Below are 13,289 nucleotides of genomic sequence, written 5' to 3' on the forward strand. Positions count from 1 at the left end.
CCGCATCCGGCATCTGAACACCGTTGCCTGATGCGCTGCGCTTATCAGGCCTACAAGGTTGTGCAACACATTGAATTCACATCATTTTGTAGGCCGGACAAGGCGTTCACGCCGCATCCGGCACCTGAGTACCGTTGCCTGATGCGCTGCGCTTATCAGGCCTACAAGGTTGTGCAACACATTGAATTCACATCATTTGGTAGGCCGGATAAGGCGTTCACGCCGCATCCGGCATGACTGTTAAAAATCGGTGTGGGGCGCAGGCCCCACTTTTTGGAGAACTTGTATGATGTACCACATTCCCGGTGTGTTATCGCCACAGGATGTCGCGCGTTTTCTTGAACAACTGGAACAAGCCGAATGGGTTGATGGACGCGTCACCACCGGCGCACAAGGCGCACAAGTTAAGAACAATCAGCAAGTTGATATCCGCAGCGCCCTGTACGCCGAATTGCAAAATGAGGTGCTGTACGCGGTTAACCAACATGCTTTGTTCTTTGCCGCTGCCTTGCCGCGTACCCTTTCCACGCCGCTGTTTAATCGCTACCAGAACAATGAAACCTATGGTTTTCATGTGGATGGTGCAGTACGCAGTCACCCGCAAAACGGCTGGATGCGCACTGACCTTTCTGCCACGCTGTTTTTGAGCGATCCACAAAGCTACGACGGCGGCGAACTGGTCGTTAATGACACCTTCGGACAACATCGGGTAAAACTCCCGGCTGGCGATCTGGTGTTGTACCCCTCCAGCAGCCTGCACTGCGTGACACCCGTAACCCGCGGCGTGCGAGTGGCATCATTTATGTGGATCCAGTCGATGATCCGCGATGATAAAAAGCGCGCCATGCTGTTTGAACTGGACAACAATATTCAGTCGCTGAAATGCCGCTACGGCGAAAGTGAAGAGATCCTGTCGCTGCTCAATCTTTATCATAATCTGCTGCGGGAATGGTCGGAGATCTGACGCTTGAGCTGCCAGAGTTCGACCCTATATTAGCTACACTTAACTGTACAAGCATTGATATGGGGAGGACGATATGGCATCCGGTTGGGCTAGCGATGACGCCGTCAACGAACAGATCAACAGTACAATTGAAGATGCGATCGCTCGCGCTCGGGGTGAAATTCCGCGTGGCGAAAGCCTGTATGAATGTGAAGAGTGTGGCGCCCCCATCCCGCAGGCCCGTCGGGAAGCCATTCCTGGCGTGCGCTTATGCATTCATTGTCAGCAGGAGAAAGATTTACAAAAACCAGCTTATACAGGATATAATCGCAGAGGTTCGAAAGACAGCCAGTTACGTTGACTACAACTGGCGGGATGTATAGCGAGTATAATTTGTATTTTGCGTGGCATTCCGTGCCTTTAACGCTGCCGTGACTGCCACGCGATATAAAACGGGTCCATAAATACAACAAATAAATGGTTTATCAATATGTTAGATATCAATCAATTTATTTGAACAAGGCAGTCAATTCTCTTCGATTTTATCTCTCGCAAAAAAACGTGATACTCATCACATCGACGAAACAACGTCACTTAAACAAAAATCACCTGCGAGAGATTAATTATGAAAACTATCAATACTGTTGTTGCTGCTATGGCTCTTTCAACTCTGTCATTTGGCGTGTTTGCCGCGGAACCGGTAACGGCATCCCAGGCACAGAGCATGAACAAAATCGGCGTAGTTTCTGCCGATGGCGCATCCACCCTCGATGCCCTGGAAGCGAAACTGGCTGAGAAAGCGGCAGCTGCTGGGGCGAGTGGATACAGCATCACTTCCGCCACCAACACCAATAAATTAAGCGGTACTGCGGTAATTTATAAGTAATTCGTAAGCCGGATCAGGCGTTTACGCTACATCCAGCAAAAGTATTTCCCTGTCTGTTTGCCGACAGACGCATATGCTCTAACCCTCATTGATCCTATGTTACCCTTGTTTGCCCGTCCGACACTGGACGGGCTTTTTTTTAGCTGGCTAACTGCTGACAGAAAGCCTGCAACGTCTCTTCCGGCATACCAACCTGTCGCGCCGCATCACAAATGGCCTGCCAGCTTCCCGCATCCAATGGGATCCCCAACTCCTGCCGTTCGCGACGCGTGTTCACTTCCCACTCACCCGGTAGCAAAATCGGCTTATCTTCATCATGCGGCGAAGCTTTCACCCACTCGGCAAAGGCTTCGGTCTGCGCGCTACAATCCGGCGCGCCGAACAGTTCCGGGTTGATGATGATAGTGGTCATGCAGTTAAGAATGGTATCGGGACTGGTTTGTAACGTTTCCTGATGCGTCGTTTTACCGCCAGAAAGCGCCCCGCCAAGAATTTCACACATCGCCGCCAGCGCGTAGCCTTTATGTTCAGCAAAGGTCAACAACGACCCCAACGGCGACTCCTGCATGACCGCCGGATTTGTCGTCGGGACGCCGTTAACATCAATCAGGCAGCCTGGCGGCACGGGAACACCTTTATGCCAGGCGACGCGAGTTTTACCAAATGCGATGGCGCTGGTGGCGTAATCAAGCAACAGCGGGAAGTTATCTTTACGTGGAAAAATCACACAGAACGGATTGGTGCCAAAGCGGCTGTCGCGGCCGTGGAACGGTGCAACCATTGGAATACCCACCACGTTAACAAAGTGGATAGAGACAAACCCCGCCGCCGCGCACTGTTCCGCCCAATAACCGATTCGGCCGATATGATGCGAGTTATGTAGCGCCACGGCGGCAATGCCGTGCTGATGCGCTTTCTCAATCCCCAGCGCCATCGCTTCGTGTGCCGCCACCTGACCAAATGCGCGATCGCCATCAAGCGTGACCACAGCCCCCGCCTCTTTGATAATTTTGGCGTGATGGTTGATTTGCAAAGAACCCAGGCGCCAGGAATGCACATAGCTTGGGATCATGCCAATGCCATGTGAATCATGCCCAGCCAGATTTGCCGCGATTAAATGATCGGCAACTAATTTTGCTTCCTGTTCCTCGCTCCCCATCTGACGAAATACAGCCTGAATAAAACGGTGTAGCGTCTGCGCATCAAAGCGATGACCACTTTCCATGGTTAACTCCTGTTTATGTTATATGCCTGTTGCTTTTTTATGCTGCGCGCCAGACGCGGGAAGGTCAATAAAGATGCAGGAATTTCATATTGCGGTGGGGTAAAGGCCGGATGACAGTGCTCATCCGGCTGGGGGAGAACTTAAAATGATTGCTTAACGCGCGCCAGGCCGTCGCTGATAGTTGCCGCTTCACCCGTAGCCACCAGGCAGCAAGCCATCTGGATTTTCAGCGATTCGGGAATCGGTTCGTTGCCAGCCAGGCAACGTTCAATCCACTGCGCCGTAGTTTCCGGGTCTTTGGCTTGTGGCAGTAGCTCGCTGCCAGCAGTGTCCTGTTTTTCATACAGCACCCGCATCCCTTCGCGGTCGATCAGATTGATTTGCGGGCAGCGTTGCGGATTAGCATACACTTCACCTTCAGTGCCATGCATTAACAGCGCTCGTCCGCCAATATCGCTAAAGAACTTCGCGACGCGTCCGATGTATTCCGGATGCGAAACGCTGGAAAGACGCAGTGCCTCACCTTCGGCAAATGGCGTCGCCAGTTTCGCCAGGGTATGCGCACTGTTACGCACGCCCATCCGCCAGCGCATCGCCAGTTGTTTTTCCAGCGGCGGGCAAAACGCGCCCACAGGCATAAACACCAGTTGATGTTCGTCGAGCTTCGCCTGCGCCTGCCCGCCGTGCAACGTTGGCGTAATACCCATCAGTTCGAGAATGGTTTCTGTCAGCACGCGGGTTGGATCTTCGCTAACCCCGTGAACCACCACAGGAAAACCGAGTTTATGCAGCAGAATCGCCAACAACGGCGTCAAGTTGGCCTGTTTACGCGCGCCGTTGTAACTGGGGATGACAATCGGCATCGGCTTGCCTGCAGGCGGCGTCAGCTTGATGGTGTGATTTTGCATGGCTTCGTAAAAGCCGAGCATCTCTGCTTCCCCTTCCCCTTTGATACGCAGCGCAATCAATACGCCGCCCAACTCAAGGTCAGGGACTTCACCGTTGAGCATATGGGCATACAGACCGCGCGCAGTATCCCGGTCTAAATCGCGCGCGTGGTTTTTCCCGCGCCCGATCTCTTTAATGATTTTGCGATAGTCCATTTACGACTCCTTACCTGACTCACATCATTAACGCCGCCGACGGCGTGGGGATTTCGCTTTTTCTTTCTTTTTAACTATACCTTCAGGGACTTCCGGTTGCTCAATCGGAAATACCGGTAATGCATCCAGTAGTCGCTTGCCATAGTTTTTGGTCAGCAAGCGTTTATCGTAAATCACCACTTCGCCCCAGCAACCGTGGCTTCGAATCAGTCGCCCAACCTGCTGAATCAGGTTAAACGAGGCGCTCGGCAGGCTTTGCACCTCAAACGGATAGCGGTTGAGGCTTTTCAGCCATTCCCCTTCGGTGATCACCACCGGGCTGTCAATGGGTGGGAAGGCAATTTTATGGATATGCACCTGACTTAGCAGCTCGCCCTTTAAATCCAGCCCTTCGGCAAATGACTGTAAGCCCACCAGCACACTGCGCTCACCGTTGCCGACGCGTTTGCGGTGCAGTTCAACTAAACGGTAACGTGGCTGATCGCCCTGCACCAGCAACATCAACCGTAAATCCGTCACATAGTCGAGAAACCGCTGCATCGCCCGTCCGCTGGCAAACAGTACCAACATACCGAGATGCTTTTTGCTCTCCACCTGCTCACGGAAGAACGCCGCCATTTCAGCAATGTGCTGTTCTTCGTTGTCAATGGAAGGCTCAAAGCGCATCCGGGGAATAACAATTTTGCCCTGTTCGCAGTGGTTGAAGGGGGAATCCAGCGCCACAAAGCGGTCGCCCGCTTTCTCTTTCAGCCCGCTCATCTCCTGCAAACGCGAAAAACTGTTCAGCGAACGCAAGGTTGCAGAGGTGACAATAATGTGCGGAATACTGCGCCACAGCAGCCTTTCCAGTTGATCGCTGACACGGATCCCCACGCAGTGAAACCAGAGATGCAACTGCCCGTCGCGCTCTTCCCGCGTCGCCCATTTGGTCACTGGCGCACCGGAAGATTGCGCCAGAGACGCCAGCCGCCAGAGTTTGCTTTGCGCCTCAAACATCCCCAGCGCGCGGTTCATCTGCAAAATCAAACGGTGCAGACGTACAATATCGTGGCTGCCGGTTTTCTCACTTAAATCGTTAAGAAATAACTCCGCCAGACCACGCAGCATCTCGGTGAGTTTTGCCAGCCGCTGGCAGATCTCCAGCACTTCATCAGGCAGTTCGCCCATCGCGAAACGGTGCTCTGCCTCTTGCCCGGCAGGCATGTAGAGATTGAGAATGTTGTTTAACGAGGCGATAAGCTCATACAACTCTTCACAATGCGCATTCAAACGTTCAGGGATCGCCAGCGGTGGGATGGTCTTCGGGCGAAACTGCTCCATGCAGGTGGCAACCAGTTTGGTGAACAGGTCCAGTTGGAGCCGGTACCAGGGCGCAGTGATTTCGGCGCTCATCTCCAGCGCATCCCGCGCCACGTCCGGCAGGTGATGCCCTTCATCCAGCACCAGCAGTAAATTTTTCGGGTCCGGCAATACGGCTTCGCTTTCCATCGCCGCCATCACCAGCGCATGGTTTGCCACCACCACTTCCGCTTCCTGAATCTCCCGACGAGCGACAAAAAACGGGCATTCACGATAGTAGTAACAGTTGCGGTTAAGGCAGCTGGCTTTATCGGTACTCAAACGACGCCAGAGATCGTCATCTATAGCGATATCAGTATGGTCGCGCAGACCGTCCCATTTATAAGTATCGAGATCGCCCTTCAGTTTCGCACAACGTTTTTGCTCTTCCTGATTGTTCGGCGTCAGTTCGTCGTCAAGAAACGCCAGCAGATCCTGTTGCGTGGGTTCAGTGCTGGCGAGCGCCGTCAGATTACGCGGGCAAACGTAGCGCCCACGCCCAAAAGCGGCAGTGAATTTAAGATCGGGAATGATCTTTTTCAGCAGCGGTAAATCTTTGCTGTAGATCTGATCCTGCAACGCCACGTTGGCGGTACTCACCACCAGCGTTTTTTGCTCTTCGCGGGCAATGGCGATGCCGGGGATCAAATAGGAGAGCGTTTTCCCAACGCCGGTGGGGGCTTCAATCGCCAGATGCCGCCCTTCTTCTCCGGCCAGCGTTTTGGCGACGTCCGCAATCATCTGCCGCTGCGGCGCACGGGGAATAAAGTCGGGGATCTGTTCCTGAAGCGCCTTATACCAGGCGGCAATTTGCGCTTTAAGCGCGGCGGTTAATGCCATGAGAAAACCTGAAATACTGTATAAACAGCCAATATTGTGGCATTTTTCGGTTTTCAGGGATAATGGTTTTTCTGTTTCTGGAAAGCGACTCGCAATAACCACCAACATAATGCGGTTTAATGCCCGTTCGAGCACAAAGGATCCAACACGTCATGCAAGACACCACCATAAATTTCTACAGCACCGGCGATGACTACGGTGATTTTTCTAACTTTGCCGCCTGGCCCATTAAGGTTGACGGGAAAACCTGGCCCACCTCAGAACACTATTTCCAGGCACAAAAATTCCTTGATGAAAAATACCGCGAAGAGATCCGTCGGGTTTCTTCCCCCCATGGTCGCCGCACGCATGGGTCGCGATCGTTCTAAGCCTCTGCGTAAAAACTGGGAGTCGGTCAAAGAACAGGTGATGCGTAAAGCACTTCGCGCTAAATTCGAACAGCATGCAGAACTGCGTGCGCTCTTGCTGGCAACCGCGCCCGCAAAATTGGTTGAGCATACGGAAAATGATGCTTACTGGGGAGACGGTGGTAATGGTAAGGGCAAGAATCGACTGGGCTACCTTTTAATGGAGTTGCGCGAACAATTGGCTATAGAGAAGTAACGTCTCGGGTGGCTTATGGGCGGTAAAACAGAGAAATCTTTTTTCCGCGTTCTCAAATTGCTGACAAGTGCTTGTTGTGAAATGCCGGATGCGGCGCAAGCGCCTTATCCGGCCTACAAAAGCATGCAAATTCAATATATTGCAGAGTTCACGTAGGCCTGATAAGCGTAGCGCATCAGGCAGTTTTGCGTTTGTCATCAGCCTGATGCCGGGCTATGCCCGGCATCAAAAGATTACTGCGCAGCGGCAGGTTTACGCGGACGGCGACGACGTTGTTGCTCGCCTGCCGGTTTGGCATCGCCGAGGCGACGAGAGGGTTTTTCTGCGGGCTTCGCATTACCAGACTTCGCACCACCTTCAGCACGGCGAGGTTGCTGTTGACTGCGACCACCACCTTGCCCACGACCGCCGCCGCCACGTTGCTGGCGACCATTCTGGATTGGTTCCGCTTTGATTGACGGGTCCGGCTCATAGCCCGGAATCGCAATGCGCGGGATCTCTTTTTTCAGCAGTTTTTCGATATCACGCAGCAGTTTGTGTTCATCAACACATACCAGCGACAACGCTTCACCGGTAGCTGCGGCACGACCGGTACGCCCGATACGGTGGACATAATCCTCCGGTACGTTTGGCAGTTCATAGTTGACGACGTGCGGCAGTTCTTCGATATCCAGACCGCGCGCAGCGATGTCAGTTGCCACCAGTACACGAATATCGCCCGATTTAAAATCGGCCAGCGCACGAGTACGCGCACCTTGCGATTTATTACCGTGGATCGCCGCACTACGGATACCATCTTTATTAAGCTGTTCCGCCAGATGGTTAGCGCCATGTTTGGTACGGGTAAACACCAGCACCTGCTGCCAGTTCCCTTTACCAATCATATGCGACAGCAATTCGCGTTTGCGTTTCTTATCAACAAAGTGAACGTGCTGGGTCACCTGATCAGACGCGGTATTGCGGCGTGCCACTTCGATTTCCAGCGGGTTGTGCAACAGTTTTTCCGCCAGGGCTTTAATATCGTCAGAGAAGGTCGCGGAGAACAACAGGTTCTGGCGCTTCGCTGGCAGTTTTGTTAACACGCGACGGATATCGTGGATAAAGCCCATGTCGAGCATGCGGTCAGCTTCATCGAGGACGAGGATTTCTATCTGGTCCAGCTTCACCGCATTCTGATGTTCCAGGTCCAGCAAACGCCCCGGCGTTGCCACCAGAACATCAACGCCGCCACGCAATTTCATCATCTGCGGGTTAATGCTCACACCACCAAACACCACCAGCGAACGAATGTTCAGGTATTTGCTGTAATCACGGACGTTTTCGCCAATCTGCGCCGCCAGTTCACGGGTCGGGGTAAGAATGAGCGCACGAACCGGACGACGCCCTTTGGCGTGCGGCTCGCGGGAAATCAAGTGTTGTAGTAGCGGCAACGTAAAGCCCGCTGTTTTGCCCGTGCCGGTCTGGGCACTGGCCATCAGGTCGCGGCCTTCCAGCACCGCAGGGATCGCCTGCTGCTGAATAGGGGTGGGTTCACGGTAACCTTGCTCGGCAACGGCGCGCAGGATATCAGGGCTTAAACCCAAAGAATCGAAAGACATAACTACTCCGAACCGCCCCGACCGTTACCGGTGTAGTTTTCAGGGAGATACTGAAAAGGAAAATGACAAAAACCACAATGTCATGAGGGAGCGGAGTGTAGCAGTTTTTGTGACGCAGCGCATAAATTATCCCTGTGACTGGCGTTGCTAAAATTTCTGGCCATACTGGACAACGCTAAAAATGAGTCATAATCTTAATCAATCATTTGATTAAGATTGGGCTGTGCTATGAATAGTCCTGCCATGACAACCAAAGGTGAACAGGCGAAAAAACAGCTGATTGCTGCGGCACTGGCACAGTTTGGTGAGTATGGAATGAACGCCACCACCCGCGATATCGCCGCCCAGGCCGGGCAGAATATCGCTGCCATTACCTATTACTTCGGTTCGAAAGAAGATTTGTACCTCGCCTGCGCCCAGTGGATTGCCGATTTTATTGGCGAGCAGTTCCGTCCGCACGCTGAGGAAGCCGAACGCTTGTTCGCACAACCACAGCCGGATCGCGCCGCTATCCGCGAACTGATCCTTCGCGCCTGCAGGAACATGATCCAACTGCTCACCCAGGATGACACCGTCAACCTCAGCAAGTTTATCTCCCGAGAACAGCTCTCTCCCACGGCGGCCTACCATCTGGTGCATGAACAGGTGATTAGCCCGCTACACAGCCACCTGACACGCCTGATTGCCGCCTGGACCGGCTGCGACGCCAACGATACCCGCATGATCCTCCATACCCATGCGCTGATTGGCGAGATTCTGGCGTTTCGTCTCGGCAAAGAAACGATTCTGTTACGTACCGGCTGGACTGCGTTCGATGAAGAAAAGACCGAACTGATTAACCAGACGGTAACCTGTCATATCGACCTGATTTTGCAAGGATTATCGCAAAGGAGTTTGTAGTGATGAAAAAACCTGTCGTGATTGGACTGGCGGTAGTGGTACTTGCCGCCGTGATTGCCGGAGGCTACTGGTGGTATCAAAGCCGCCAGGATAACGGCCTGACGCTGTATGGCAATGTGGATATTCGCACCGTAAATCTGAGTTTCCGTGTCGGTGGTCGCGTTGAATCGCTGGCGGTGGACGAAGGTGATGCGATCAAAGCGGGTCAGGTGCTGGGCGAGCTGGATCACAAGCCGTATGAGATTGCCCTGATGCAGGCGAAAGCGGGCGTTTCGGTGGCTCAGGCGCAGTATGACCTGATGCTTGCCGGGTATCGCGATGAAGAAATCGCTCAAGCCGCCGCAGCGGTGAAACAGGCGCAAGCCGCCTATGACTATGCGCAGAACTTCTATGCTCGTCAGCAAGGATTGTGGAAAAGCCGCACCATTTCGGCAAATGACCTGGAAAATGCCCGCTCCTCGCGCGACCAGGCCCAGGCAACGCTGAAATCAGCGCAGGATAAATTACGTCAGTACCGTTCCGGTAACCGTGAACAGGACATCGCCCAGGCGAAAGCCAGCCTCGAACAGGCGCAGGCGCAACTGGCGCAGGCGGAGCTGAATTTACAGGACTCAACGTTGATAGCACCGTCTGATGGCACGCTGTTAACCCGCGCAGTGGAGCCAGGCACGGTGCTCAACGAAGGTAGCACGGTGTTTACCGTTTCACTAACGCGTCCGGTGTGGGTGCGCGCTTATGTTGATGAACGTAATCTTGACCAGGCCCAGCCGGGGCGCAAAGTGCTGCTTTATACCGATGGTCGCCCGGACAAGCCCTATCACGGGCAGATTGGTTTCGTTTCGCCGACTGCTGAATTTACCCCGAAAACCGTCGAAACACCGGATCTGCGTACCGACCTCGTCTATCGCCTGCGTATTGTGGTGACCGACGCCGATGATGCGTTACGCCAGGGAATGCCGGTGACGGTGCAATTCGGTAACGAGGCAGGACATGAATGATGCCGTTATCACGCTAAACGGCCTGGAAAAACGCTTTCCGGGCATGGACAAGCCCGCCGTCGCGCCGCTCGATTGTACCATTCATGCAGGTTATGTGACGGGGTTGGTGGGGCCGGACGGCGCGGGCAAAACCACGCTGATGCGGATGCTGGCAGGATTACTGAAACCCGACAGCGGCAGCGCCACGGTGATTGGCTTTGATCCGATCAAAAACGACGCTGCGCTGCATGCCGTGCTCGGCTATATGCCGCAGAAATTCGGTCTGTATGAAGATCTCACGGTGATGGAGAATCTCAATCTGTACGCGGATTTGCGCAGCGTCACCGGTGAAGCGCGGAAGCAGACTTTTGCTCGCCTGCTGGAGTTTACGTCTCTTGGCCCTTTTACCGGACGCCTGGCGGGCAAGCTCTCCGGCGGGATGAAGCAAAAACTCGGCCTGGCCTGTACCCTGGTGGGCGAACCGAAAGTGTTGCTGCTCGATGAACCCGGCGTCGGCGTTGACCCTATCTCACGGCGCGAACTGTGGCAGATGGTGCATGAGCTGGCGGGCGAAGGGATGTTAATCCTCTGGAGCACCTCGTATCTCGACGAAGCCGAACAGTGCCGTGACGTGTTACTGATGAACGAAGGCGAGCTGCTGTATCAGGGAGAACCGACGGCCCTGACGCAAACCATGGCCGGACGCAGCTTTCTGATGACCAGCCCGCACGAGGGCAACCGCAAACTCTTGCAACGCGCCTTGAAACTACCGCAGGTCAGCGACGGCATGATCCAGGGGAAATCGGTACGCCTGATCCTCAAAAAAGAGGCCACGCCCGACGATGTTCGCCACGCCGACGGGATGCCGGAAATCGACATCAGCCAAACCACGCCCCGCTTTGAAGATGCGTTTATCGATTTGCTGGGCGGTGCCGGAACCTCGGAATCGCCGCTGGGCGCAATATTACATACGGTAGAAGGCACACCCGGCGAGACGGTGATCGAAGCGAAAGAACTGACCAAGAAATTTGGTGATTTTGCCGCCACCGATCACGTCAACTTTGCCGTTAAACGTGGGGAGATTTTTGGTTTGCTCGGGCCAAACGGCGCGGGTAAATCGACCACCTTTAAGATGATGTGCGGTTTGCTGGTGCCGACCTCTGGTCAGGCGCTGGTGCTAGGGATGGATCTGAAAGAGAGTTCTGGTAAAGCGCGCCAGCATCTCGGCTATATGGCGCAAAAGTTTTCGCTCTACGGCAACCTGACGGTCGAACAGAATTTACGCTTTTTCTCTGGTGTGTATGGCTTACGCGGTCGGGCGCAGAACGAAAAAATCTCCCGTATGAGCGAGGCGTTCGGCCTGAAAAGTATCGCCTCCCACGCGACCGATGAACTGCCATTAGGTTTTAAACAGCGGCTGGCGCTGGCCTGTTCGCTGATGCATGAACCGGACATTCTGTTTCTCGACGAACCGACTTCCGGCGTTGATCCCCTCACCCGCCGTGAATTTTGGCTGCACATCAACAGCATGGTAGAGAAAGGCGTCACGGTGATGGTCACCACCCACTTTATGGATGAAGCGGAATATTGCGACCGCATCGGCCTGGTGTACCGTGGGAAGTTAATCGCCAGCGGCACGCCGGATGATTTGAAAGCGCAGTCGGCTAACGATGAGCAACCCGATCCCACTATGGAGCAAGCCTTTATTCAGTTGATCCACGACTGGGATAAGGAGCATGGCAATGAGTAATCCGATCCTTTCCTGGCGTCGCGTGCGGGCGCTGTGCGTTAAAGAGACGCGGCAGATCGTTCGCGATCCGAGTAGCTGGCTGATTGCGGTAGTGATCCCACTGCTACTGCTGTTTATTTTTGGTTACGGCATTAACCTCGACTCCAGCAAGCTGCGGGTCGGGATTTTACTGGAACAGCGTAGCGAAGCGGCGCTGGATTTCACCCACACCATGACCGGTTCGCCCTATATCGACGCCACCATCAGCGATAACCGTCAGGAACTGATCGCCAAAATGCAGGCGGGGAAAATTCGTGGCCTGGTGGTTATTCCGGTGGATTTCGCCGAACAGATGGAGCGCGCCAACGCCACCGCACCGATTCAGGTGATCACCGACGGCAGTGAGCCGAATACCGCTAACTTTGTGCAGGGGTATGTCGAAGGGATCTGGCAGATCTGGCAAATGCAGCGAGCGGAGGATAACGGGCAGACTTTTGAACCGCTTATTGATGTACAAACCCGCTACTGGTTTAACCCGGCGGCGATAAGCCAACACTTTATTATCCCCGGTGCGGTGACCATCATCATGACGGTCATCGGCGCAATTCTCACCTCGCTGGTGGTGGCGCGAGAATGGGAACGCGGCACCATGGAGGCTTTGCTCTCTACGGAGATTACCCGCACGGAGCTGCTGCTGTGTAAGCTCATCCCCTACTATTTCCTCGGGATGCTGGCGATGTTGCTGTGTATGCTGGTGTCGGTGTTTATTCTCGGCGTGCCGTATCGCGGGTCGCTGCTGATTCTGTTTTTTATCTCCAGCCTGTTTTTACTCAGTACCCTGGGGATGGGGCTGCTGATTTCCACGATTACCCGCAACCAGTTCAACGCCGCTCAGGTCGCCCTGAACGCCGCGTTCCTGCCGTCGATTATGCTTTCCGGCTTTATATTTCAGATAGACAGTATGCCCGCGGTGATCCGCGCGGTGACGTACATTATTCCCGCACGTTATTTCGTCAGCACCCTGCAAAGCCTGTTCCTCGCCGGGAATATTCCAGTAGTGCTGGTGGTAAACGTGCTGTTTTTGATCGCTTCGGCGGTGATGTTTATCGGCCTGACGTGGCTGAAAACCAAACGTCGGCTGGATTAG

13 protein-coding genes and 1 pseudogene are annotated in these 13,289 nt (G+C 54.1%); 9 read left to right on the forward strand and 5 right to left on the reverse strand.

Going from position 1 to position 13,289, the window contains the following annotated elements:
• The 4 genes from CRI63_RS24080 to ybiJ form a co-directional block, all read left to right on the forward strand.
• The coding region (locus CRI63_RS24080; protein ID WP_205713384.1) for a hypothetical protein at positions 1–237 on the forward strand (237 nt) is incomplete at its 5' end.
• Positions 238–286: 49 nt separating this feature from the next.
• Positions 287–964, forward strand: a complete 678-nt coding sequence (gene ybiX / locus CRI63_RS02230; protein WP_135518369.1) for a PKHD-type hydroxylase YbiX — start codon at positions 287–289, stop codon at positions 962–964.
• Positions 965–1,037: 73 nt separating this feature from the next.
• Positions 1,038–1,304, forward strand: a complete 267-nt coding sequence (ybiI, locus tag CRI63_RS02235) for a C4-type zinc finger protein YbiI (RefSeq protein ID WP_130214871.1) — start codon at positions 1,038–1,040, stop codon at positions 1,302–1,304.
• Positions 1,305–1,568: 264 nt separating this feature from the next.
• Entirely contained in the window at positions 1,569–1,829 is a 261-nt protein-coding gene (ybiJ, locus tag CRI63_RS02240; protein ID WP_130259773.1) for a DUF1471 family protein YbiJ, read from the forward strand.
• Positions 1,830–1,842: 13 nt separating this feature from the next.
• Here the strand turns inward: ybiJ and CRI63_RS24175 are convergent, their stop codons facing one another.
• The 4 genes from CRI63_RS24175 to dinG form a co-directional block, all read right to left on the reverse strand.
• Positions 1,843–1,902: a hypothetical protein gene (locus CRI63_RS24175; RefSeq protein ID WP_240782707.1), complete on the reverse strand. Its 60-nt coding sequence runs from the start codon at positions 1,900–1,902 to the stop codon at positions 1,843–1,845.
• Positions 1,903–1,968: 66 nt separating this feature from the next.
• Entirely contained in the window at positions 1,969–3,054 is a 1,086-nt protein-coding gene (gene hcxB, locus CRI63_RS02245) for a hydroxycarboxylate dehydrogenase HcXB (RefSeq protein WP_135384797.1), read from the reverse strand.
• 140 nt (positions 3,055–3,194) lie between these two features.
• On the reverse strand, positions 3,195–4,157 hold the full coding sequence (gene ybiB / locus CRI63_RS02250; RefSeq protein WP_135518371.1) for a DNA-binding protein YbiB: 963 nt from the start codon (positions 4,155–4,157) through the stop codon (positions 3,195–3,197).
• A gap of 27 nt (positions 4,158–4,184) precedes the next feature.
• Positions 4,185–6,335: an ATP-dependent DNA helicase DinG gene (dinG, locus tag CRI63_RS02255; RefSeq protein WP_135518373.1), complete on the reverse strand. Its 2,151-nt coding sequence runs from the start codon at positions 6,333–6,335 to the stop codon at positions 4,185–4,187.
• Positions 6,336–6,454: 119 nt separating this feature from the next.
• On the opposite strand from dinG, the pseudogene ybiA reads away from it, so the two are divergent.
• Positions 6,455–6,938 (forward strand): annotated as a pseudogene (ybiA, locus tag CRI63_RS02260) (N-glycosidase YbiA).
• A gap of 233 nt (positions 6,939–7,171) precedes the next feature.
• Here the strand turns inward: ybiA and rhlE are convergent.
• On the reverse strand, positions 7,172–8,536 hold the full coding sequence (gene rhlE / locus CRI63_RS02265; protein WP_135518375.1) for an ATP-dependent RNA helicase RhlE: 1,365 nt from the start codon (positions 8,534–8,536) through the stop codon (positions 7,172–7,174).
• A 228-nt stretch (positions 8,537–8,764) separates the two neighbouring features.
• On the opposite strand from rhlE, the gene cecR reads away from it, so the two are divergent.
• From cecR to CRI63_RS02285, 4 genes are read left to right on the forward strand one after another with little or no spacing between them, the layout of a single operon-like run.
• A complete protein-coding gene (gene cecR / locus CRI63_RS02270; RefSeq protein WP_024191852.1) occupies positions 8,765–9,436 on the forward strand; it encodes a DNA-binding transcriptional regulator CecR in 672 nt (223 codons plus the stop codon).
• A gap of 2 nt (positions 9,437–9,438) precedes the next feature.
• Positions 9,439–10,434, forward strand: a complete 996-nt coding sequence (gene hlyD, locus CRI63_RS02275) for a secretion protein HlyD (RefSeq protein ID WP_135518377.1) — start codon at positions 9,439–9,441, stop codon at positions 10,432–10,434.
• Positions 10,427–12,163 (forward strand): ATP-binding cassette domain-containing protein, encoded by a 1,737-nt coding sequence (locus CRI63_RS02280; protein WP_135486468.1) that lies wholly within the window; start codon positions 10,427–10,429, stop codon positions 12,161–12,163. Before hlyD ends, CRI63_RS02280 begins: the two co-directional genes overlap by 8 nt.
• Positions 12,156–13,289, forward strand: coding sequence for an ABC transporter permease (locus CRI63_RS02285; protein WP_000070131.1), 1,134 nt, complete (start codon positions 12,156–12,158; stop codon positions 13,287–13,289). The genes CRI63_RS02280 and CRI63_RS02285 overlap by 8 nt, the downstream gene beginning before the upstream one ends.

Origin of the sequence: Escherichia sp. E2661 (assembly GCF_004745185.1) — a bacterium.
Taxonomy (GTDB): domain Bacteria; phylum Pseudomonadota; class Gammaproteobacteria; order Enterobacterales; family Enterobacteriaceae; genus Escherichia.

Bases quoted from the DNA above. Each gene is read 5' to 3' on its own strand.
- hlyD (WP_135518377.1), top strand. From the start codon at position 9,439: ATGAAAAAACCTGTCGTGATTGGACTGGCGGTAGTGGTACTTGCCGCC.
- cecR (WP_024191852.1), top strand. From the start codon at position 8,765: ATGAATAGTCCTGCCATGACAACCAAAGGTGAACAGGCGAAAAAACAG.
- rhlE (WP_135518375.1), bottom strand. From the start codon at position 8,536: ATGTCTTTCGATTCTTTGGGTTTAAGCCCTGATATCCTGCGCGCCGTT.
- ybiI (WP_130214871.1), top strand. From the start codon at position 1,038: ATGGCATCCGGTTGGGCTAGCGATGACGCCGTCAACGAACAGATCAAC.
- hcxB (WP_135384797.1), bottom strand. From the start codon at position 3,054: ATGGAAAGTGGTCATCGCTTTGATGCGCAGACGCTACACCGTTTTATT.
- ybiB (WP_135518371.1), bottom strand. From the start codon at position 4,157: ATGGACTATCGCAAAATCATTAAAGAGATCGGGCGCGGGAAAAACCAC.
- CRI63_RS02280 (WP_135486468.1), top strand. From the start codon at position 10,427: ATGAATGATGCCGTTATCACGCTAAACGGCCTGGAAAAACGCTTTCCG.
- CRI63_RS02285 (WP_000070131.1), top strand. From the start codon at position 12,156: ATGAGTAATCCGATCCTTTCCTGGCGTCGCGTGCGGGCGCTGTGCGTT.
- dinG (WP_135518373.1), bottom strand. From the start codon at position 6,335: ATGGCATTAACCGCCGCGCTTAAAGCGCAAATTGCCGCCTGGTATAAG.
- ybiJ (WP_130259773.1), top strand. From the start codon at position 1,569: ATGAAAACTATCAATACTGTTGTTGCTGCTATGGCTCTTTCAACTCTG.
- ybiX (WP_135518369.1), top strand. From the start codon at position 287: ATGATGTACCACATTCCCGGTGTGTTATCGCCACAGGATGTCGCGCGT.